Source organism: Pseudodesulfovibrio sp. (assembly GCF_028692895.1).
In the GTDB taxonomy this organism is placed as follows: domain Bacteria; phylum Desulfobacterota; class Desulfovibrionia; order Desulfovibrionales; family Desulfovibrionaceae; genus Pseudodesulfovibrio.
The window spans coordinates 22969-42394 of the sequence record NZ_JAQUWN010000001.1; the positions used below are offsets into that span (position 1 = coordinate 22969).

Here is a 19426-nt window from a genome sequence, read left to right on the forward strand (position 1 = left end):
TTGCTCGTAATCCTGGTATTTCATTATACCATGAATTGGCTTTCCGTGGCTGAGATAGCCAAGCTTACCCGCATCCCCGCGCCGACGGCCCGTCGGTACGCTTCCCTGTTCAAGGACTTCCTGAACGGACGCAAGATGGGCCGGATCACCAAGTACCCCGAGGACAGCCTCGTGGTTTTCGAACGGATTTCGCGAATGTACGGCGAGGGCAAGGTCACGGCGGAGATCGAGGACGGCCTCAAGCGCGAGTTCACGCGCACCATCGAGGTGGAGCGCGAGGCCGAGCCGCCCGTGCGCGGGGAGATGTTCGCCGAGCTGGCGGGCGTCTTCAACGGGGTCATGGGCAAGGTGGCGTCCTGCATGGAGGTCATCGCCAACCAGAAGTCGGTCATCGAGCGGCAGCAGGACGACATTCAGAAGCTCAAGACCGCCTTTGTCCTGCTCGCCCGCAGCCAGAAGAAGATGAAACAGTTGCCCGGACCGTCCGACGTCCTGCCCGAGGAGATCCTCCGCCAGACCCAGGCCCTGGAGCAGAAGGACGCGGAGATCGAGGAGATGGCGCTGAAGCTCAGTTTCGACACCTCGGACATCAAGGCCAAGATGCAGATCCTGGAGTCGGAGCTCATCCGGCTGCGCAAGGACCGCCGGGAGATGGAGAAGTACCTCCAGGACAAGATCGACCGCCTCAAGGACGCCGCCTCCTGACCTTTTCTTTTGGCCCGCGTCCTGTTACACGGGCCACAGCTCCGGCCAACCTCAAGAACGTACCAGGAGGAAGTTATGCGTTCTTTCGTGAAAACGCTCGTCATGGTTTCCCTGCTCATGCTCTTCGCCGCGTGCACCACCACCAGCGGCGGCCAGAGCGCGGACACCGATCCCGCGGGCGGCACCCAGGCCGCCCAGCAGGCTCCCGACTACTACTACGACTTCGACGACATCCTTATTCCCAAGGAAATCTCCTACCAGAACGACGACTCCTACAAGCTGGACAATTCCAAGTTCCGCGCGGCCATCATGAAGTTCAAGGGCCGCGTCGAGGTCCTGGAGCTGGTCCAGTATTTCGTCAACAACATGTCCAAGGACAATTGGAAGCTCATCTCCAACAACAAGACCGGCGCGCTTTCCGTCCTTTCGTTCGAGAAGTACAACAAGAGCTGCGTCATCCAGGTCGAGGACTCCTTCGGATCGGCCAAGATCACCATATTCGCCGTGGAGCTCAAGGACGCCGCGGTCAAGGACAAGTAGCGACATGCAGCCCCATTACCGCTTCGCCGGATTCCTGGGCAAGCGCGTCCATCTCGGCGTCACCGGTTCCATCGCCGCCTACAAGGCGCTCGACCTCCTGCGCTCCCTGCAGGAGGCGGGTTGCCTTGTTTCCGCCACACTGACCGACGGGGCCGCCGAGTTCGTCCGGCCCCTGTCCTTCGAGGCCCTGGGGGCCTCGCCGGTGTACGGCTCCATGTTCGAAGGCTCGCCCTCCGGTTCCGCCTTCGGCCACCTGGAGCCGGGCCAGGCCGCCCACGCCATGGTCATCGCCCCGGCCACGGCCGCGACCATCGCGCGCCTCGCCTTCGGACTGGCCGACGACATGCTCTCCTGCCAGGCCCTGGCCTTCCCGGGGCCCAAGATAGTTGCCCCGGCCATGAACCCGCGCATGTGGGAGGCCCCGGCCACCCGGCGCAACTGGGAGATGCTCGGCGAACTCGGCTACATCCGCGTCCGGCCCTGGAGCGGGCATGTGGCCTGCGGCGACACCGGCGAGGGCCGCCTGGCTCCGGTGGAGGAGATTTTCGCGTCCGTGCTCCGAGCGCTGGCGCCTCAGGACCTGGCCGGCCGGAAGGTCCTGGTCACCCTCGGCCCCACGCGCGAGCCGTGGGACGCGGTCCGGTTCTGGTCCAACCCGTCCTCCGGGCTCATGGGCGCGTGCCTGGCCATGGCCGCACACCTGCGCGGGGCCGACGTCACCGTTGTGGCCGGGCCCACCGTCCTGACCTTTCCCGAGGCCGTCCGCGTGGTCCCCGTGACCACGGCCCGGCAGATGTTCGAAGTGGCCACGGACCTGTGGCCGTCCATGGATGTTGCCTGCTGCACCGCCGCCGTGGCCGACTTCCGGCCCGTGCCCTTTGGCGAGACCAAGTTCAAGAAGGCCTCCGGCGCGGGGCAGGGCATTACCGTGGAGTTCACGCCCAACCCGGACATCCTGCGCACGCTCGGCGAGGCCAAGCGGGATGGACAGCGTCTCATCGGCTTCGCCGCCGAGACCGGCGACCTCAAGGCCGAGGCCGGGCGAAAGCTGCAAAGCAAGCGGTTGGACATCATCGCGGCCAACGACATTTCCAAGGCGGGAAGCGGGTTCGCCAGCGCGACCAACGAGATGTACGTGCTCGACGCCGCCGGGCGCAGGGAGACCTGGCCCCAACTCGACAAGACCGAAGTGGCCTGGCGTTTATGGGATCACCTTCTGCTCGACTGAACGTGCCGGAGCATCTGCGTCCGTGGCTGGAATCCGGGCTGGAGCACGTCTTCCATCCCGGCGGCCCCGTCGCGGCCGAGGCCGTGGCGGCGACGCCCGCTCAGGCCCTGCCTCTGACCCCGCAGCCGCCTGCACAGTCCAATCACTGTCCGGTTCCGGCGCAGACGTCTTCCGTCCCGGAAAAAGCTGCGCGTCAGGACAGGGCGGTGGGGGCGTCCCGTCCGACGCCCGAGGCGTTTCGCGAACCGACAGGCAGTTCGTCCGCGTCTGCGGGACCGGCCTTCCCCGAGCCGTGGGCCTCATACCTGAAGCTGGTCGCCCCCGGTCACAAGATGGTCTGGACCTACATGGAGCTCGGCCTGGACCTGGGCGGGCAAAAGGACGAACGGCGGCGCGCCGTTGTGGCCAACCTGATCCGGCACCTCCGGCTGCCGCCCCGGCCCGTGGCCTTCTGGCCCGTGGCCGCGTTGCAGTCCGGCCGCCTCGTCCCCGACCGGGAACTTTTCTGGCGCGGCTGGCGGCTCTGGAAAACCCCGCATGTTGTTTGCTTCGGCCGGGACGCCCTCCGGGTCATCCTGCCGGAAGCCGACCCAGCCCGCTCCATGCACATGCTCCGCGACGTCATGGTCCACGTCCTGCCTTCCATGGGCGAGCTCGTCGCCATGCTCCCGCATGAACAGCAACTGGCCGTCAGCGCCTTGGCGAACCTCCGGTTCTAGCCGGCCGCCCCTTTTTGTGGAAGGTTCTATGGGAAGCGCCCGGATATCGCGTCAGGCGGCCGTTTCACGCATTTTTGTCCCGGATGGGGGGAGCCGGTCGGAATTGTCGGAAAAATGCCGTGGGCCGCGAATGTGGAAGATGAGTAGCAACATTTTGAAATATATTATTTTTTATTGCGCATCTCTTGCGTCCGCGCGATGAGGCGCTGTTTTGGCCCCTAAAATCATCTTTTCCCGGCTTGCCCAACCAAGGCGGGGTAACGTATGTGGTTGCTGCAATCACGGTGAGGCCTTCGCCTCGCCCCTCGGACTAATCGTCGCCGCATGATGCGGCCACAGCGAAAGGATCAGCAAGGACTCATGAAGATTCTCGTCACCGGCGCGGCCGGTTTTATCGGATTCCACCTGTCGAGAGTGTTGACCGGCGAAGGCCATGAAGTGGTCGGCCTGGACAATCTGAACGACTATTACGATGTGAACCTCAAGAAGCAGCGGCTCGCCATCCTCCAGGAAAGCCCGCTTTTCAAGCACGCGAACATCTCCCTTGAGGACAACGCTCCCATGGCCGAGCTCTTCGCATCCGAGAAGTTCACCCATGTGGTCAACCTGGCCGCCCAGGCAGGGGTGCGCTATTCCATCGAGAACCCGCGCTCCTACGTGGACTCCAATGTGGTCGGGTTCCTCAACGTCCTTGAAGGGTGCCGCCATAACAAGGTGCAGCACCTTGTCTACGCCTCGTCCAGTTCGGTCTACGGCCTGAACACCAAGATGCCGCTTGATCCGCACGAGGCCGTGGATCACCCCATGAGCCTTTACGCCGCCACCAAGAAGGCCAATGAGATGATGGCCCACTCCTACAGCAACCTCTATGGCCTGCCGACCACCGGCCTGCGCTTTTTCACGGTCTACGGACCCTGGGGTCGGCCGGACATGGCGCTCTTCCTGTTCACCAAGAACATCCTGGAGGGCAAGCCCATCAATGTATTCAACCACGGCAAGATGCGTCGTGATTTCACATACATCGACGATATCGTCGAGGGCGTGGTCCGCGTGGTCAAGCACACGGCCGCCCCGAATGCCGCCTGGGACGGCGACCATCCGGACCCCTGCTCCAGCACGGTTCCCTACCGAATTTACAACATCGGAAACAATTCCGTTGTGGAGCTCTCCCGCTATATCGAGGTCATCGAGGAAGTGGTGGGCAAGAAGGCCATCTGCAACTACATGGACATGCAGCCCGGCGACGTACCCGCCACCGAGGCGGACGTCAGCGATCTGGTGGCTGATGTGGGTTTCAAGCCTGACACCACCATTGAATACGGCATTCGGAAATTCATTGAGTGGTACAGAGAGTATTACAACGTCTAATTTTGCCTCATATCAAGGCAAATCCCGACGATATACAGGCGGGCGCTTCGGCGCCCGCCTTTTTTTTCGCCACCTGTTTCCATTTTGGCGTTGCCTTATTTTTCGAATCCGCCTAGGAACGGATGAAAGGGTGCCTTTGAGTGTTTCACGTGAAACACTCACCTGATCACCATGATTGTTTCACGTGAAACGCGTGAGCGGATCGAGAACAAGCAAGCGAGGACTCCGTGGCGAGAAAAATCGTTGTGGCGAATCAGAAGGGCGGCGTCGGCAAGACGACCACGGCCGTGAACCTGGCCGCGTCCCTGGCTGTGATGGAAAAAAAGGTGCTTCTGGTGGACTGCGACCCCCAAGGCAACGCCTCCAGCGGGCTCGGTTTCTACCCCGGCGACAAGCGGGAGAATGTCTACACTGTGCTTTTCGAGCCCAAGAACATCCGGCGGGCCATCTACGAGACCGATGTGCCGTACCTCTCCATCCTGCCGGGAACGCAGGATCTGGTCGGCGCGGAGATCGAGCTGGTGGATAAATTGGGGCGGGAGTATTACCTGCGGGACTTGCTGAGCATGGCGGACGAGGATTTTGACTACATCCTCATCGACTGCCCGCCGTCTCTGGGGCTGCTCACGGTCAACGCCCTGTGCGCGGCCACCGAGCTCTTGGTGCCCCTACAGTGCGAGTATTACGCTTTGGAGGGCATTGCGCAACTGCTCATGACCTACGAGCTCGTGCGCAAGCGGTTGAATAGCGATCTGGACATCCTGGGCGTGGTCCTGACCATGTACGACTCGCGAAACCGGCTCTCCTGGCAGGTCAAGAACGAGGTGCGCAAGGCGTTCCCGCAGCACCTGTTCGAGACGATCATCCCGCGCAACGTGCGTCTGTCCGAGGCCCCGAGCTTCGGCAAGCCCGTGATCAACTATGATATCAAGTCGCGCGGCGCGGAGGCCTATCTGGCCCTGGCCCAGGAAGTGGCGAAAAGCACGACCGCCAGAGGTTAGCGGCTGTTCTTTCTCATGAAGATCACGAGTGCTCGACCCCGTCGATCACCGTGATCCGGCGGCGGATCAGTACCGGCCTTCCTTGTTCTGGAGCTTTTCGCCCTGGAAGGGGGTGCATTCGGTGACGATGGTGTCCTTGAAGTGCTTCTTGACCACCTTGGTCAGGCAGTTGCGGCACTGAAAGGAGACCAGGCCTGCCAGGTTGGCGGCGGTCAGCCGGAACTTGCGCGGATCGTCGGCGGCCCAGTCCTCGGTGGTGTTGCCGCAAACCGAGCAGGTCACGTCGGTGTCCACCGGGTAGTCGAAGTCCCAGTACTCCTGGAGGGTCTCCCAGTCGCCGAGGGGTTCGGGCTTTTCGGGCGGGGTGCTTTGCTCCGCGAGGCCCAGGCGGGCGAGGACGTCGTCGCGAACGACCGCCCACGCCTCGGCGGAGAGCAGGGCGCCGATGGGGTTGCCGTCTTTGTCGAAAAGTTCGTGGATGTGGTCGGCCATGGGATGCTCCGGTCGGTTACGTGTTTGAGGGGCGTTATAGGCGCAAAAGCACCATGGGGCAAGGTGCAATGCGGGAAGCAGAAGGAGAGGATATATGTCATTACCCAGCAAGGGGCTTGGCCGTGGGCTGGACGCGCTGCTCGGCGGCGTCCGCGAGGACGAACGGAAGACCTCGGATTCCTCCGAGGTCAGGCGGATTTCGCTCTCGGCCATTACGCCCAACCCGCATCAGCCGCGCCGGGAATTCTCCCGGGAAGGGCTGGACGACCTGGCCGCCTCCATCAAGGTGCGCGGCGTCCTGCAGCCAGTGCTTGTCCGGCCGCTTGGCGACAGTCGCTACGAGCTGGTGGCGGGCGAACGACGTCTGCGCGCTTCCAGGCTGGCCGGGCTGGACGAGATTCCGGCCCTGGTCCGGGAGATGACGGACCAGGAGAGCCTGGCCATCGCCCTGATCGAGAATTTGCAGCGCGAGGACCTGAACGCGGTGGAGGAGGCGCTCGGCTACCAACAGTTGCAGCAGCAGTTCGGCCTGAGCCAGGAGGAGCTGGCCCGCCAGGTGGGCAAGAGCCGGTCCGCCGTGGCCAACTCGCTTCGCCTGCTCAACCTGCCGGACGAGGTCAGGGCCGACATCCAGCAGGGAACCCTGAGCGCGGGCCACGGCCGGGCGATCATGGCCGTGACCGAGGCCGACGCCCAGGGCGCGCTGCACCGCCGTATCGCCGAAAACGGACTGACCGTGCGCCAAGCCGAGGCGCAGGCCTCGTTCTGGAAGGAACATGGCCGGTTGCCCGGGGCCGAGGAAATCGGCCAGGCCCCGCGTCCCGCCCCAGTCCGGGAAGAGGCCGCTCCCACTGATCCCCGCCTGACCAATCTCCAGGAGGCGCTCGGCGAGTTGCTGAATGTTAAGGTAAGGATTGCGGGCACCACGGATAAGGGCAAGATTACCGTCAGTTACAAGAACGAAAGTGATTTGCGGATTCTTGCGGAAAAGCTCGGGGCGGAATTCGTCTGAACCCGCACCGGGGAAGAGTGATCCGCCATCGATCTTCCGCCGATAGGGCGGTGATGATCCGGCCCTGAGGGTCAGGCGACGATCATCGGACAGCGCGAATCATACATTCTGATTACATATTAAAATTCGCATGGTTGGAACTATGACACTGAAGCAGATTAGAAAGGCCATCGAGGCCCTTGCCGGGAAGAGGGTCATGATCATTGGCGACCTTATGCTCGACCATTACATGATCGGCGAGGTGGACCGCATCTCGCCTGAGGCCCCCGTTCCCGTGGTGCGCGTGGTGCGCGAATCCTCGCTCCTGGGCGGGGCGGGAAACGTGGCCCGCAACATCGTGTCCCTGGGCGGCCGGGCCCTGCTCGTGGCCGCCGTGGGTACGGACGAGGACGGCGAGCGGCTGGACAAGCTCTGCCGCGACGCGGAGATCAAGACCAAGCTCATCCGCGACCCGGCCCGGCCCACCACCAAGAAAACCCGGATCATCGCCGCGAACCAGCAGGTGGTGCGCGTGGACCAGGAGCTGGCCGTGCCCCTGCAGGTGGCGGAGCTCGATTCCCTCTTCGCCTACCTGGAGGGCGTTATCGACAACTATCCAGTGATAATCCTTTCCGACTACGGCAAGGGCTTCATCTGCGAGGATTTCATGTGCCGGTTCATGCGCATGGTGGAGCGGTGCGAGCGCCGACCGCTCATCCTTGTCGACCCCAAGACCGTGAACTACGACCTCTACCGGGGCGTGGACCTGCTTACGCCCAACACCAAGGAGGCGGGAGAGGGGGCGGGGCTGCCGGTCAAGAGCCAGGACACCGTGATCCGCGCCGGGCGCGCCCTGTTCGAACGCCTGGGATGCCGCAACCTGCTTATCACCATGGGCGGCGACGGCATGGCCCTGTTCGAGGGGCCCGGCACGGTCAGCCACATCCCTACCTTCGCCCAGAAGGTCTTTGACGTCACCGGTGCGGGTGACACCGTCATCGCAACCGTGGCCCTCGGGCTCTCTGCCGGGCTGGACCTGCTCACCGCCTGCACCCTGGCCAACTATGCGGCCGGGGTGGTCGTGGGGCAGATCGGTGCGGCCACGGCCTCCATCGAGGACCTGTACCTGGCCATGGAAGAACTCCCGGAGCCCGAAGTCGAGGCGTGGTAGCCGCAAAGGAATACAAGATGAAACCACGCCGGAAATCGGTGTGTTGCCATCGTAAACAGTAATAACCGCAACTCTCCGCAAAAGATGTCGCGGATCGGGGTGCATCATGCCGAAAAAAAAGGCTTCCTACGATACCACCATCGGGAACCTGGGCCCGGCCAAGATCGGAACGCCGCAGAAGCTCAGCAAATATAGAAATGATTCCGAACCGTTGACCCTGATGATGACCGGCGAGGAACTCTGCGAGCTCGGGAACGAAACCCTGGCCATGCGGTTCGAAAAGGCGGGCCCTCGGGAAAAGATCTACTTCGATCCCTCCAAGACCAAGTGCGCCATCGTCACCTGCGGCGGCCTGTGCCCCGGCATCAACGACGTCATCCGCGCCATCGTCAACGAGGCCCACTACAACTACGGCATCCGCACCGTCATCGGCATCCGCTTCGGCCTGCGCGGCTTCATCCCGCGCTACGGATACGATGTGGCCGAACTGACCCCGCAGTCCGTGTCGGAAATCCACCACTTCGGCGGCACCGTGCTCGGCTCCTCGCGCGGGCCCCAGGACCCCGGCGAGATCGTCGACTCACTGGAGCGCATGAACGTCAACGTCCTCTTCGTCATCGGCGGGGACGGGACCATGTGCGCGGCCAAGGCGATCGTCGATGAAATATCCAAGCGCGGAAGGAAGATAGCTGTTATCGGCGTGCCCAAGACCATCGATAACGACATCAACTTCATCACCCGCTCCTTCGGTTTCGACACCGCCGTGGAAAAAGCCACCGAGGCAATCCAGAGCGCCCACGTCGAGGCCACGGGCATGGATATGGGCGTCGGCCTGGTCAAGCTCATGGGCCGCGAGGCCGGGTTCATCGCCGCCCAGGCCACCCTGGCCATGCGAGAAGTCAACTTCCTGCTCGTGCCGGAGGCGGACCTGAACCTGGACGGCGAGGACGGATTCCTCATGGCCCTGGAACGGCGGCTGCGTCGCCGCGGCCACGCCCTTATCGTCTGCGCCGAGGGCGCGGGACAAGACCTGCTCCTGCGCGAGGAGCGCAAGGACCCGTCCGGCAACCGGCGGCTGGCCGACATCTGCTCCCTGCTCATGGAGCGGATCAAGACGCACTTCGAGTCCACGGACATGGAAATGTTCATGAAATTCATCGACCCAAGCTACATGATCCGCTCGGTCCCGGCCAATGCGGGGGATCGCGTCTACTGCGGCTTCCTTGGCCAGAATGCAGTCCATGCCGCCATGGCCGGAAAAACCGGGATGGTCGTGGCCCAGCTCAAGTCGAGCATGGTCCACCTGCCCCTCGACCTGGTCACGGCAAAACGCCGCTCCCTGAACGTGGAGTCCGACTACTGGCGCGCGGTCATGGAAGCCACCGGCCAGCAGGATTACTACAAGGACTAGCCAAGGCCCGGTGCAGGTCTGCAAGCCGGCTCCATCCCTTAACAAGCCTTAACCAAATGGAAAACAAAGAAAAAGGGAGTCCTTTCGGACTCCCTTTTCGCGTCAACCGGAAAAAACCTATTCGTTGACGGCGAGACGGCGGCGGACCTGTTCGCTGACCTGACGGCCGGCGCTTTCCTTTTCCGCCTCCATGGCCACGGCCAGCAGCTCGAAAAGCTCGTCGTAGGAAAATTCCAGGGAAAGGCTGCCGTTGGAGGCGATGCAGCTCTCCTCGCGCTCCTCGATGCGATACGCGCGGCGCTCGCGAGCATGACCGATGGCGGAAATGATGCCGTAGGAAAGATGGCCGTCCTGATCGCGGTAGAGCTTCTCCATGGTCAGCATGCCGCTGTGGTCGTCAAAATACATCTCCTCGCCGATGAGCTGGCCCGTGACCGGGATGTCCTGCCCGAAATCGTTGGGCAGATTGACTTTGAGGATGGGATCGGTGCCGCTGAGACCACCAATAACCTTGTTCGACATGCGCTTGCTCCTTAGTCCAAGGGAAGTTTGTATTGATCCGAAACCGGTTTCCTCTTCGACGGGGCGACCGGTTCGTTCAGTCCGTTTTCAATGAAATCCAGCAGGGCCTGCTCCGGAACGCGCCACTGGCTGCCGATCTTCACGGCACGGATGGTCCCGTCCGTAATCAAGCGGTATGCCGTGCGCTGATGAACCCTCAGCAACTCCGCTACCTCCTTCACCGTCAAAAGGGCGGGAGGCTTGGTCGATTCTTTGTTGTTCACCATGTCACATCAGACCTGCGATGTTCACTCTTTGACATAAGGTGTCAAAGATTGTCAACAAAGTACAACGTTGTCCCACAAAGTCTAGAGAATTTCTAAAGACAGCCGAACGGGCGGGATTACGGGAGGTTGTTGTCCATTAGGGAAGGCTATAGCAGAATCCGTGCAAAAACATAATGGGAAAAAACCACGAATTGAACAATTCAATGACTGAATTCAATGAAGAAATTCTAGAAAATGTCATAGGTTTATCATGAGCAGAACTGTGGGCTAAAGTATAAATATTTATGAATTTCAGGATGATATGTAGTCGAGAATAACTTGGACAAAATTAGGGCAAAAAACACAAAAGATTGAAGTCTGTTGTGGTAAGCGTTGCCGGAGAGGATGAAGAAACGGAAAGGGGTAGGTGGGGACTGGCGAGACCCTGGGAATTACAGTCGATTGAAGTTGATTGAAGAGGCGGTGAACTCGGGAGCCGTCGACAGCTTGGGCCCAAAAGGGGCGCGAATGGGGTTGACCCTCAGCTTACTTCAAGATTTCAACTGGTTGCTTTGGAGGCCGAGATGATGACGTCCTTGCCGAGGAAAAGGGCATTGGTCAGCAGCGTCTTGGCGATGTATCGATTGTAGGCGATGTTCTCCGGCTTGGTCTTGTCGTGGTCCTGCGCCTTCTTTTTGTATTTCAGCAGGTAATAGTTCGTGGTCAGGGCGATGAGGGGCTTGAGCAGCAGGAACATCTTGTCGCTGGCCTGGTAGTAGGAGGCGTCCACGGACCGCACCTCGTAGCCGGTCTTGCGGAGGAAATAGTCCATCTCGGGGTAGCCGATCAGGTTGATGTGGCCCTCGCCCATGTGGATGCCGAGGTTGATGGGCGACTTCATGCCCCGGTAGAAGCCGGACATGAGGTAGAGGAAGCGGGAGCGGATCTGGAGCCGGTTGGGGAAGGTCAGGATAAGGGTCCCGCCCGGCTTGAGGATGCGGTGAAACTCGCGCAGGGTATGCGGCACGGATTCGACGTGTTCAATGACTTCGCGGCAGATGACCACGTCATAGGTGTCGTCAGGCAGGTCGAGGGGGCGGTTCAGGTCGGCGAAATGCTCCTCGATGTCCTCGAAGCCGCAGGGGTAATAGTTGGAGATGCTGACCCGGTGACCCTGGTCGCGCAACTGGCGGGAGAGGATGGCGGAACCGGCGCTGGCCTCGAAGATGTGGCAGGGCCGGTCCGGAATGGAGGCGCAGATGACGGCGTCCTTGAGGACGTCGCGACGGTGTTTCTTTACGGTCTCGCCGCCGATGGTCACGTCGATGTATTTTTTCATGGGTGCTCCGGGGGGTCTTACTAGCGGGGTTGCACCGGCTTTGCAACCATTCGTTCTGCCCGGGCCGCGTTGAAGCGGGCCGGGGGCGTGAGGCCGAGGCAGGGGATCACTCCGTCACCTCGTCCAGGAGGACGAAGAGCGGCTCGGTGAGGTCGTCTTCCAACTGGTCGGTCATCTGGCGCATGATCCGCTTGAAATAGCGGCGGTCGTTGACGGTCAGCCCCTGGTGCACGGTCCGGCGCAGGTCCTCAATGGCCTCGACGACAAGTCGGTGCGAAGTCCGGCCCTTTTCCGTCAGGGTGATGGCGTGGTGCCGTCGGTCCTCGGGGTTGGGGGTGCGCAGGATCAGCCCGTCACGCTCCATGCGACGCAGAGTGTTGGACAGGGTGGCCTGCTCGACGTCGAGCTGGCCCTTGAGTTCGGTTTGGGTGACGTCGTCCGCCAGCCAGAGGTGCTGAAGGACCGCCAGGTAGCCGGGATTGACGTCGTAAGGGGCCAACCGGCTGCGCAGCGCACGGTCGTACAGCCGGTGAAAACGCGAGAGCTGGCAGTAAAAAAGGTCGTTGTTGCTATCTTCCATGATTCCAGTGGGTAATATGACGAATAGCCAAATATATAGCAGGCTATGTCAAGCCGGTCCGCGTGTCAACCGGGGAGTGCCGGGCCGGGGCGGGTGGCGGGGGGGGGCAGGCGCGGGCGAAAGGAGTTGAAGCCGGGGCTGGGCTGGGCTAGGTTTCGCGTATGCGGATGGATCTGTTGCAGGCGTCGATTGCGGACAAGGCGGGGCAGGGCGGCTGCGTTGTGGTGGCCCTTTCCGGCGGGGTGGACAGTTCGCTGGTCGCCCTGGCCGCGTTCCGGGCCGTGGGCGAACGCGCCATCGCCGTGACCGGGGACCACGAGCTGGTGGCCCGGCGCGAGCTGGACCGCGCGGCGGAGCTGGCGGCCCTTATCGGCATGGCCCACCGGGTGCTGCCCGTCGAGCCGCTGGACGATCCATTGGTGCGAGGCAACGGCCCGGACCGGTGCTACGGGTGCAAGCGGGCGTTGTTCCGCGCCATCCGGGAGGCCTTGGGCGCGGACTGCCTGGTCCTGGACGGGACCAATGCGGACGATGATCCGGCCCGGCCGGGGCTGCGGGCCGTACGCGAGTGGGGCGTGGTCTCGCCCCTCAAGGCGTGCGGGCTGTGCAAGTCGGACGTGCGGGCCCTGGCCCGGGAGTCCGGGCTGCCCACCTGGGACCGGCCGTCCGAGAGCTGCCTGGCCACGCGGATACCCACGGGGACTCCGCTGGAACCGGGGGAGCTGGCCCTGGTGGACCGGCTCGAATCCTTCTTCCATGCGCGCGGGGTCGAGTCCCTGCGCGTCCGGCCTGATAATCTGATGGCGACTGTGGAGTACATGCCGGAACACAGTGAAATAGTAGATAAATTGCGTGATAATTTCGCGGCGGAAATCGAGGGGATCGGCCTGAGATCATGCCGATTCAGGGAGTGGCGGGAATGAGCCCGGAACAGATTCTCGAAGCATACGCGGCCGGGCGGATGACCATGGAGGAGGCCAAGCGCCGGTTGCTCGGTCAACTGGTGGTGGACGCCGGCTGCGCCCAGTTGGACCTGCACCGCGAGGCGCGGGCGGGCGGTCCGGAGGTGGTCTACTGCGCGGGCAAGACTCCGGAGCAGGTGGCGGTTATTTTCGGTCGGCTGGCGGCCCATGGCGGCCGGGCGTTGGGAACCCGGGCCGAGCCCGCTCATGCGGCGGCGCTCCCGGCCTCGCTGGACGCCGTTTACGACCCGGTCTCGCGGCTGCTGCGCGTGGGGCCCGACCCGGAGCCGCGCGGCCGCATACTGATCCTCTCGGCCGGGACTTCGGACATGCCGGTGGCCGAGGAGGCCGCGGGCACGGCCCGTTTCCTGGGCAGCGGAGTGGCCTGCCGCCACGACTGCGGGGTGGCGGGCATTCACCGGCTTTTCACGGCCATGGAGGACGTGGCGGGCGCCACGGCCCTGGTGGTTGTGGCGGGCATGGAGGGCGCGCTGCCGTCCGTGGTGGGCGGGCTGACCGACCTGCCGGTGGTGGCCGTGCCCACCAGCGTTGGCTACGGCGCGAGCTTCCAGGGCCTGGCCGCACTGCTGGCCATGATGAATTCCTGCGCGCCGGGCGTGGGCGTGGTCAACATCGACAACGGATTCGGCGCGGGCTTCCTGGCCCACAAGATCAACATGCGCGCGGTCCGGGGCCCGGTCGCCTGACCGATGGGCCGAACGGTGCACGAGGTTGCCGAAAGGCGGCCGGGCGTGTACCGGTGAGATGAATTGCAAACCGGAGCGAAGATGCGCACACTCTATCTGGACTGTTCCTCGGGCGTGAGCGGGGACATGCTGCTGTCGGCCATGGCTCACGCGCTGGAAGAGACCGCCGGGCCAGGCAACGGGTTCGCCCGGCTGGGCGAGTCGCTGGACAGGCTCGGGCTGGCGGGCTTCGCCCTGCACTGGTCGCAAAAGAAGGTCGGCGGCATCGCCACCTGGCACCTGGATGTGGAGCAGACCGCTGACCAGCCTCTGCGGACCTATTCCAACCTCGTGAAGATCGTGGAGGACAGCGCGCTTTCGCCCGAGGAGGCGAAGCGGGCCATCCAGGCCCTGACCCTGCTCGGCCGGGCCGAGGCCAAGGTCCACGGCGTTGACCTGGAGACGGTCCACTTCCACGAGATCGGGGCTGTGGACACCATTGTGGACGTTGTGGGCGCCATGGTCCTGCTGGAGGCGCTGGAGGCCGTGGAGACGGTCGTCTCGCCCGTGGATCTCGGGTCGGGATTCGTGACCTGTGCGCATGGCAAAATGCCTGTTCCGGCACCGGCTTGCGCCGAACTGGCCAAGGGGTTGGCCACCTTCGGCTCCGACTGCGGCATGGAGCGGGCCACCCCCACGGGCCTGGCCATCCTGCGGACCATTGCACGGGATTGCGGTCCGCAGCCCATGGGCAGGGTCCTGGCGGTGGGCTACGGCTCGGGCGGGCGATCCTGCGACGAGCAGCCCACCTACGTGCGCGCCTTCCTCTTGGAGACGGTTGTGGGCAAGAAACCCGTGCGTCACCATCATTCCGCACATCATCATGCGTGATACGGTCGAGGTGATCATCGCCCGATACCGGGAGGACGTCTCCTGGGCCGATGAGCTGGGCTATGATTACGTCGTGTACGACAAGGGGGACGATGCGCCAACTGGCGCTGTCCCGCTGCCGAACATCGGGCGGGAGGCGCATACCTATTTCACCCATGTCGTGCGCGAGTACGACAACCTGGCCAGGGTCAACGTCTTTGTCCAGGGCGATCCGTTCGATCACATTGATCGGACGGGGCGGGGCACGCCGGCGATGTTGCGGTCGATGATTGCGGACGTTGCGGACGGTCGCGTTCCGTTCCGGGGGTTCGCCTGGTTCCGGCTGGAGTGCGACGCGCTGGGGCGGCCGCACGACATGCGCCTTGAAAGCAACCGGGGCCGCTGGTCCGGGTGGGGCAAGGACATCCCGGTGGGGACGGTCTTCACCGCGCTCTTCGCCGCCGCGCCGCCCGAGCGGATAGTGGCTCGGGCGCCGACCGGCGTTTTCGCCGTCACGGGTGAGCGCATCCGGACCCGGCCGCGCGCCTTCTACGAGCACGCCCTGCGCCTGGCGGAGCGGGACCCGGACGACGCGAACAACACCGGCCACGCCATCGAGCGGCTCTGGCAATACATATTCAACGGCAACACGGCCTGGAACCGGGAGCGCTATGACTAGGGCGGCGGGCGCTGGACGCGGGGCAGGGCGGATCGCGGCCGTCCCGTACGTGGAGGCGGTCCGCTGATGCTGCCGCTCAACCTGCGCATCGCCGTGTCGTCGCTCCGGGCGCACAAGTGGCGGGCCATCCTGGCCATGCTCGGCGTGTTCCTCGGGGCCCTGGCCTTCACCGGGGTGCAGCACGTCTCGGAAATCCTGGTCCGCCGGGCCGAGATCGAGACGGAGCAGCTCGGGCCTAACCTCTATGCGGTCCTGGCCGGGCAGATCCGGTTCCGCCGCAGCGGCGAGATGCGCACGGACGGGAACATCAAGACCTTTCAGCTCTCGGACGCGCAGGCGCTCATCGACGGGGTTCCGTCGGTCCTGGAGGGCGCGCCCTTCGTCAGCGCCAACCTGCAGGTGCGGGGAGGCGGCAACGCGGTCACGGCCAAAATTCTGGCCACCTGGCCGCAGTACCAGAGCATCCGCAGTTTTTATCCGGACACGGGCCGGTTCTTCACCGGGCGGGAAGTGGAGGAGCGGGCCAAGGTCTGCGTGCTCGGCCGCAAGATCGCCGAGCGGCTCTTCGGCCGGGCGGAGAACGCGGTGGGCCGCCTGGTCTACCTTTACCGCGCCTCGTTCCACGTCGTCGGCGTCATGGAGGGCAAGGGGCGCGACGTCTCGGGCGAGGACCAGGACGAATACCTGCTCATGCCGCTTTCCACCTACATGCGCCGGGCGAGCAACCAGACCTGGGTAAACGGCGTGTTCCTGCGCCTGGACGGCGAGGCCGGCCTGGACCAGGTCCAGGCCTCTGTCAACGCCATCATGCGCAGTCGCCACGCCCTGACGCCGGGCGAGCCGGACGACTTCGCCTCCATGACCCCGCGCGACGCCATGCAGTTGCAGCGCCAGGCCCTGGACCTGATGTCCACCCTGGGCGGCATCTCGTCGGTCATCTCCTTCGCCGTGGGCGGGCTGGGCATCCTCTCCATCATGATCCTGGTGGTGCGCGCCCGGCGGGTGGAGATCGGGGTGCGCCGGGCCGTGGGGGGCCGCAGGCGCGACATCGTGCGCCAGTTCCTCTTCGAGTCCGCGCTTATGGCCGGGGTGGGCGGAGCCCTCGGCGTGGCCACCACCCTGGTCCTGGTCGTGGTGGGCTGCAACGTGGCCGACCTGCCCCTGGTCCTTGACCCGACGAGCCTGGTCGCGACCCTGGCGGGTTCCTGCCTGCTCGGCGTGGCGGCCGGGGCCTACCCGGCCTGGCAGGCGGCGCACATTGAAATCCTCGACATCCTGAGAAATTAGCTTACCATCCAAAATCATTGCTGATACAAAGTAACATAGCTGGCTATTCAATTGAAAAACAGCCGGCTATTTAAATGTCGGTCCCGCTACCAGGAGAACATCACAAGGCATGATAATTTTCATCAGGCGGTTGACGCGGCGTCGGCGTTGCTGTCCTATGAACGGGGATAGTCCGGCCTGCGATCGGCACGGCCGTGACGGGGACCAGGGGGAAGATCGCAATGCAAGACGAGGAAAAGACGTTCGAGGAACTGGCTCGCCGCCGACGGATCATCCGGGCCGCCGTGGAGTGTTTCGGCAAAAAGGGCGTCCGGGACGTGGACATAGACGAAATCGCGGCCAGGGCGGGGGTGGACGTCGCCCAGATCGAGGAAGATTTCACCTGCAAAGCCTTCCTGGTCTGCGCGGCCGGTGCGGACCAGCTCAACGACGCAATCAACGACTATGTGGCCTCCATGCCCGAGGCCAGCCTCGACGACAAGATCATGTTCATCATCAAGCGGCGATGCCAGTGCCTGAGCGAGATGCAGGAAGAGGCGGACATCTTCTACCGGCTGGCCCTGGAGGGTGAGCAGCCGTGGTCCGACACCCTGGACCAGTTCATCTGGCATCTCTCCGTGCATTTCGCCACGCTCGTCGAACACTCGGTGCGCACCGGCGAGCTCCAGGCCGAAACCGACGTCTCCACCACGGTCAAAACCCTGGTTTCCATCTACCTGGCCGGGGTGGCCACCATCGGCATGCGGGCCATGCGGTTCGACGCTGAAAAGGTGCTGCAATTCATCGAACCCCAGGTCCGGCTGCTCTTCTCCTGCCATAAGTCCTGACCCGGCGCTGGCCCGGGCCACGTTCGCCTCCCACGCCTTCATCCCTTCCTCCGCACGCGGGCCGCCTTGTTGCGCCCGGCGTGGGAAGCGGCGGCCCTTGCCACAATTCGCAAACAGCGTTTATAAAGCGAAGAGTGTTTGCTGGCCCTGGCAATGAGCAAGCAACAACGAAGGAAACGTGACCGGGAAGCCATGGGGCGGCGCATCCTGGACGCAGCCAGGACCCTGTTGGTCCGCCGGGGCTGTCCATGCGGGGCGTCGCCTCGGCCATCGAGTACAGCCCGGCGGCCCTTTACCGGTATTTCTGCAACAAGCTCGAAATCCTCCCGGACTGCGCGAAGAGGGCTTCGTTCGGTTCGTGGCCTCCCGGCGCGAGCTCCAGCACACCGAGCACGACCCCCTTGAGCGGCTGCGCGTGGGCGGTGCAGCTACGCGGCTTTCGCCATCAACGAGCCGGAATACTTCCGGCTCATGTTCTGCACCAACTGCCGGGAGGTTGACCTGGAAGAAGAAAAGGCGAAAAACTCCCGTGATTCAGACGAGCTCTTTCGCTCCTCCGTGCGGGGCTGCGTCGCCGCCCTCGCCAATGAAACGGACATCGAACGGGTCGTCGGGCACATCGTCGGCCTCGGCCTGCGGCCCGGATTCCGGTGATCTCAGCAACCATTCACCAACAGGTGAGCTTGCCATGAACTATCTCATACCACTGCTTTTTCTGGCCCTGCTCCTCGCAGGCTGCAACGACGACAAAAAAGTCGAAAGCGCCGTACCGGCGCACACGGCCGCCGCCGAGGCCCCGGCTCCGACCCCGGAACCCGCCGCCGCTCCGGCCGCGCCGGCCCAAAGCTTCATCGCCCGGTCCGCCGCGCGCGAGGCCGCCCTTACCGGTTTCACGCGCGCCCGCAACTCCATGACCCTGGTCTCCGAGGAGTCCGGCCGCGTGCACAAGGTGGTGGCCGACGTGGGCGACACCCTGAACACGTTCGGCCTCTTCGCCGAGCTCGACACCACCTTCATCGAGCTCGACCTGGAACAGAACCGGGCCGACCAGGCCCGACTCCTGTCCGAGGTGGCCTACAACAAGAAGGAAATGGACCGCTACCAGGCTCTGGTCAAAAGCAAGAACGCCGCCCAGTCGACCCTTGACAACAACATCCGCGCCCACCAGTCCGCCCTGCAGCAACTGCGCGCCAAGCAGATCGAGGAGCGCGTACTTTCGGAACGCATGAAGCGCTTCTCCCTGCTCGGCCCTTCCGGCTGGAAGGTCGTCACCCGCTACATCGAGCCCGGCGAGTGGGTCACCAAGGGAGAAAAGGTCGCCGAACTCGGGCGTTACGACGTGCTCCTCGTGCCCTTCGCCCTGACCAGCGCCGAATACCGCGTCCTCAAGGACAAAAAGGACATCCGCCTGCGCATGACCGACCTCGACCGGATCGTCGAGGCCACCATCGCCCGCGTCTCGCCCGGCTTCGATCCCCAGTCGCGCAAGATCAACGTGGACCTGGAAATAACCACCGGCGACTTCGAGTTCCGCGGCGGCCTGCGCGCCGAACTGCTTCTCGACCTGCCCGACCCCGGCGGGGCCGTGCTCGTGCCCAAGTCCGCCCTGGTCAAGGCCTACGAGGAATACTTCCTGGTCACCCCGGACAACCAGCGCGTCCGCGTCGTCCTCCTCGGCGCCGCCGAAGACGACCTGCGCCGCGTCTCCAGCCCGGACGTGCGGCCGGGAGACAGGTTTCTGCTGAACCCGTAGGCGCGGCATGGGGGATGACTCCGGCGGCCCCTTCGGGGAGACCAGGGCGC

General features: G+C 63.8%; 23 protein-coding genes. 18 read left to right on the top strand and 5 right to left on the bottom strand.

Annotation, left to right across the window (positions count from 1 at the left end):
• Window positions 1–45: 45 nt before the first annotated feature.
• From PHP91_RS00100 to PHP91_RS00125, 6 genes are all read left to right on the top strand, one after another.
• Complete coding sequence (locus tag PHP91_RS00100; RefSeq protein ID WP_366141523.1) at window positions 46–705, top strand: hypothetical protein; 660 nt, start codon at window positions 46–48, stop codon at window positions 703–705.
• A gap of 75 nt (window positions 706–780) precedes the next feature.
• Window positions 781–1245, top strand: coding sequence for a hypothetical protein (locus PHP91_RS00105; protein WP_300135333.1), 465 nt, complete (start codon window positions 781–783; stop codon window positions 1243–1245).
• A gap of 4 nt (window positions 1246–1249) precedes the next feature.
• Window positions 1250–2473, top strand: a complete 1224-nt coding sequence (coaBC, locus tag PHP91_RS00110; protein WP_300135335.1) for a bifunctional phosphopantothenoylcysteine decarboxylase/phosphopantothenate--cysteine ligase CoaBC — start codon at window positions 1250–1252, stop codon at window positions 2471–2473.
• A 2-nt stretch (window positions 2474–2475) separates the two neighbouring features.
• A complete protein-coding gene (locus PHP91_RS00115) occupies window positions 2476–3192 on the top strand; it encodes a hypothetical protein (protein WP_300135337.1) in 717 nt (238 codons plus the stop codon).
• 360 nt (window positions 3193–3552) lie between these two features.
• Window positions 3553–4560, top strand: coding sequence for an NAD-dependent epimerase (locus tag PHP91_RS00120; protein WP_300135339.1), 1008 nt, complete (start codon window positions 3553–3555; stop codon window positions 4558–4560).
• A 227-nt stretch (window positions 4561–4787) separates the two neighbouring features.
• Window positions 4788–5561: an AAA family ATPase gene (locus PHP91_RS00125; RefSeq protein WP_300135340.1), complete on the top strand. Its 774-nt coding sequence runs from the start codon at window positions 4788–4790 to the stop codon at window positions 5559–5561.
• A gap of 66 nt (window positions 5562–5627) precedes the next feature.
• On the opposite strand, the gene PHP91_RS00130 is transcribed toward PHP91_RS00125, so the two are convergent.
• The gene (locus PHP91_RS00130; RefSeq protein WP_300135342.1) at window positions 5628–6053 is read right to left on the bottom strand and encodes a hypothetical protein; all 426 of its coding nucleotides are present in this window, start codon (window positions 6051–6053) and stop codon (window positions 5628–5630) included.
• A 94-nt stretch (window positions 6054–6147) separates the two neighbouring features.
• Here PHP91_RS00130 and PHP91_RS00135 point away from each other — a divergent pair, with 94 nt between their 5' ends.
• The 3 genes from PHP91_RS00135 to PHP91_RS00145 all read left to right on the top strand — a co-directional run bounded on the left by PHP91_RS00135 (window position 6148) and on the right by PHP91_RS00145 (window position 9626).
• Entirely contained in the window at window positions 6148–7065 is a 918-nt protein-coding gene (locus PHP91_RS00135; protein ID WP_300135344.1) for a ParB/RepB/Spo0J family partition protein, read from the top strand.
• A gap of 142 nt (window positions 7066–7207) precedes the next feature.
• Window positions 7208–8215, top strand: a complete 1008-nt coding sequence (gene rfaE1, locus PHP91_RS00140; RefSeq protein WP_300135346.1) for a D-glycero-beta-D-manno-heptose-7-phosphate kinase — start codon at window positions 7208–7210, stop codon at window positions 8213–8215.
• 106 nt (window positions 8216–8321) lie between these two features.
• The gene (locus tag PHP91_RS00145; RefSeq protein WP_300135347.1) at window positions 8322–9626 is read left to right on the top strand and encodes an ATP-dependent 6-phosphofructokinase; all 1305 of its coding nucleotides are present in this window, start codon (window positions 8322–8324) and stop codon (window positions 9624–9626) included.
• Window positions 9627–9743: 117 nt separating this feature from the next.
• Here PHP91_RS00145 and PHP91_RS00150 read toward each other — a convergent pair whose 3' ends face one another.
• From PHP91_RS00150 to PHP91_RS00165, 4 genes are all read right to left on the bottom strand, one after another.
• The gene (locus tag PHP91_RS00150; protein ID WP_300135349.1) at window positions 9744–10148 is read right to left on the bottom strand and encodes a hypothetical protein; all 405 of its coding nucleotides are present in this window, start codon (window positions 10146–10148) and stop codon (window positions 9744–9746) included.
• Window positions 10149–10159: 11 nt separating this feature from the next.
• Window positions 10160–10414: a helix-turn-helix domain-containing protein gene (locus PHP91_RS00155; protein WP_300135351.1), complete on the bottom strand. Its 255-nt coding sequence runs from the start codon at window positions 10412–10414 to the stop codon at window positions 10160–10162.
• A 538-nt stretch (window positions 10415–10952) separates the two neighbouring features.
• Window positions 10953–11732, bottom strand: coding sequence for a class I SAM-dependent methyltransferase (locus PHP91_RS00160; RefSeq protein ID WP_300135353.1), 780 nt, complete (start codon window positions 11730–11732; stop codon window positions 10953–10955).
• A 106-nt stretch (window positions 11733–11838) separates the two neighbouring features.
• Window positions 11839–12312: a MarR family transcriptional regulator gene (locus PHP91_RS00165; protein ID WP_300135355.1), complete on the bottom strand. Its 474-nt coding sequence runs from the start codon at window positions 12310–12312 to the stop codon at window positions 11839–11841.
• A gap of 161 nt (window positions 12313–12473) precedes the next feature.
• Between PHP91_RS00165 and PHP91_RS00170 the strand changes: the two genes are divergently transcribed.
• From PHP91_RS00170 to PHP91_RS00210, 9 genes are all read left to right on the top strand, one after another.
• Window positions 12474–13235, top strand: coding sequence for an ATP-dependent sacrificial sulfur transferase LarE (locus tag PHP91_RS00170; protein ID WP_300135357.1), 762 nt, complete (start codon window positions 12474–12476; stop codon window positions 13233–13235).
• Entirely contained in the window at window positions 13232–13981 is a 750-nt protein-coding gene (gene larB / locus PHP91_RS00175) for a nickel pincer cofactor biosynthesis protein LarB (RefSeq protein WP_300135359.1), read from the top strand. The genes PHP91_RS00170 and larB overlap by 4 nt, the downstream gene beginning before the upstream one ends.
• Before the next feature lie 81 nt (window positions 13982–14062).
• Window positions 14063–14851, top strand: coding sequence for a LarC family nickel insertion protein (locus PHP91_RS00180; RefSeq protein ID WP_300135361.1), 789 nt, complete (start codon window positions 14063–14065; stop codon window positions 14849–14851).
• Window positions 14844–15509 carry a DUF3431 domain-containing protein gene (locus PHP91_RS00185; protein ID WP_300135363.1) on the top strand — a complete coding sequence of 222 codons (666 nt, stop codon included), beginning with the start codon at window positions 14844–14846 and terminating at the stop codon, window positions 15507–15509. Before PHP91_RS00180 ends, PHP91_RS00185 begins: the two co-directional genes overlap by 8 nt.
• Before the next feature lie 66 nt (window positions 15510–15575).
• The gene (locus tag PHP91_RS00190; RefSeq protein WP_300135365.1) at window positions 15576–16796 is read left to right on the top strand and encodes an ABC transporter permease; all 1221 of its coding nucleotides are present in this window, start codon (window positions 15576–15578) and stop codon (window positions 16794–16796) included.
• Window positions 16797–17017: 221 nt separating this feature from the next.
• Window positions 17018–17623 carry a TetR family transcriptional regulator gene (locus tag PHP91_RS00195; RefSeq protein WP_300135367.1) on the top strand — a complete coding sequence of 202 codons (606 nt, stop codon included), beginning with the start codon at window positions 17018–17020 and terminating at the stop codon, window positions 17621–17623.
• A gap of 248 nt (window positions 17624–17871) precedes the next feature.
• Entirely contained in the window at window positions 17872–18123 is a 252-nt protein-coding gene (locus PHP91_RS00200; protein ID WP_300135369.1) for a hypothetical protein, read from the top strand.
• A complete protein-coding gene (locus PHP91_RS00205) occupies window positions 18095–18277 on the top strand; it encodes a hypothetical protein (RefSeq protein WP_300135371.1) in 183 nt (60 codons plus the stop codon). Before PHP91_RS00200 ends, PHP91_RS00205 begins: the two co-directional genes overlap by 29 nt.
• Before the next feature lie 34 nt (window positions 18278–18311).
• Window positions 18312–19376 (top strand): efflux RND transporter periplasmic adaptor subunit, encoded by a 1065-nt coding sequence (locus PHP91_RS00210; RefSeq protein ID WP_300135373.1) that lies wholly within the window; start codon window positions 18312–18314, stop codon window positions 19374–19376.
• The last annotated feature ends 50 nt before the right edge of the window (window positions 19377–19426 follow it).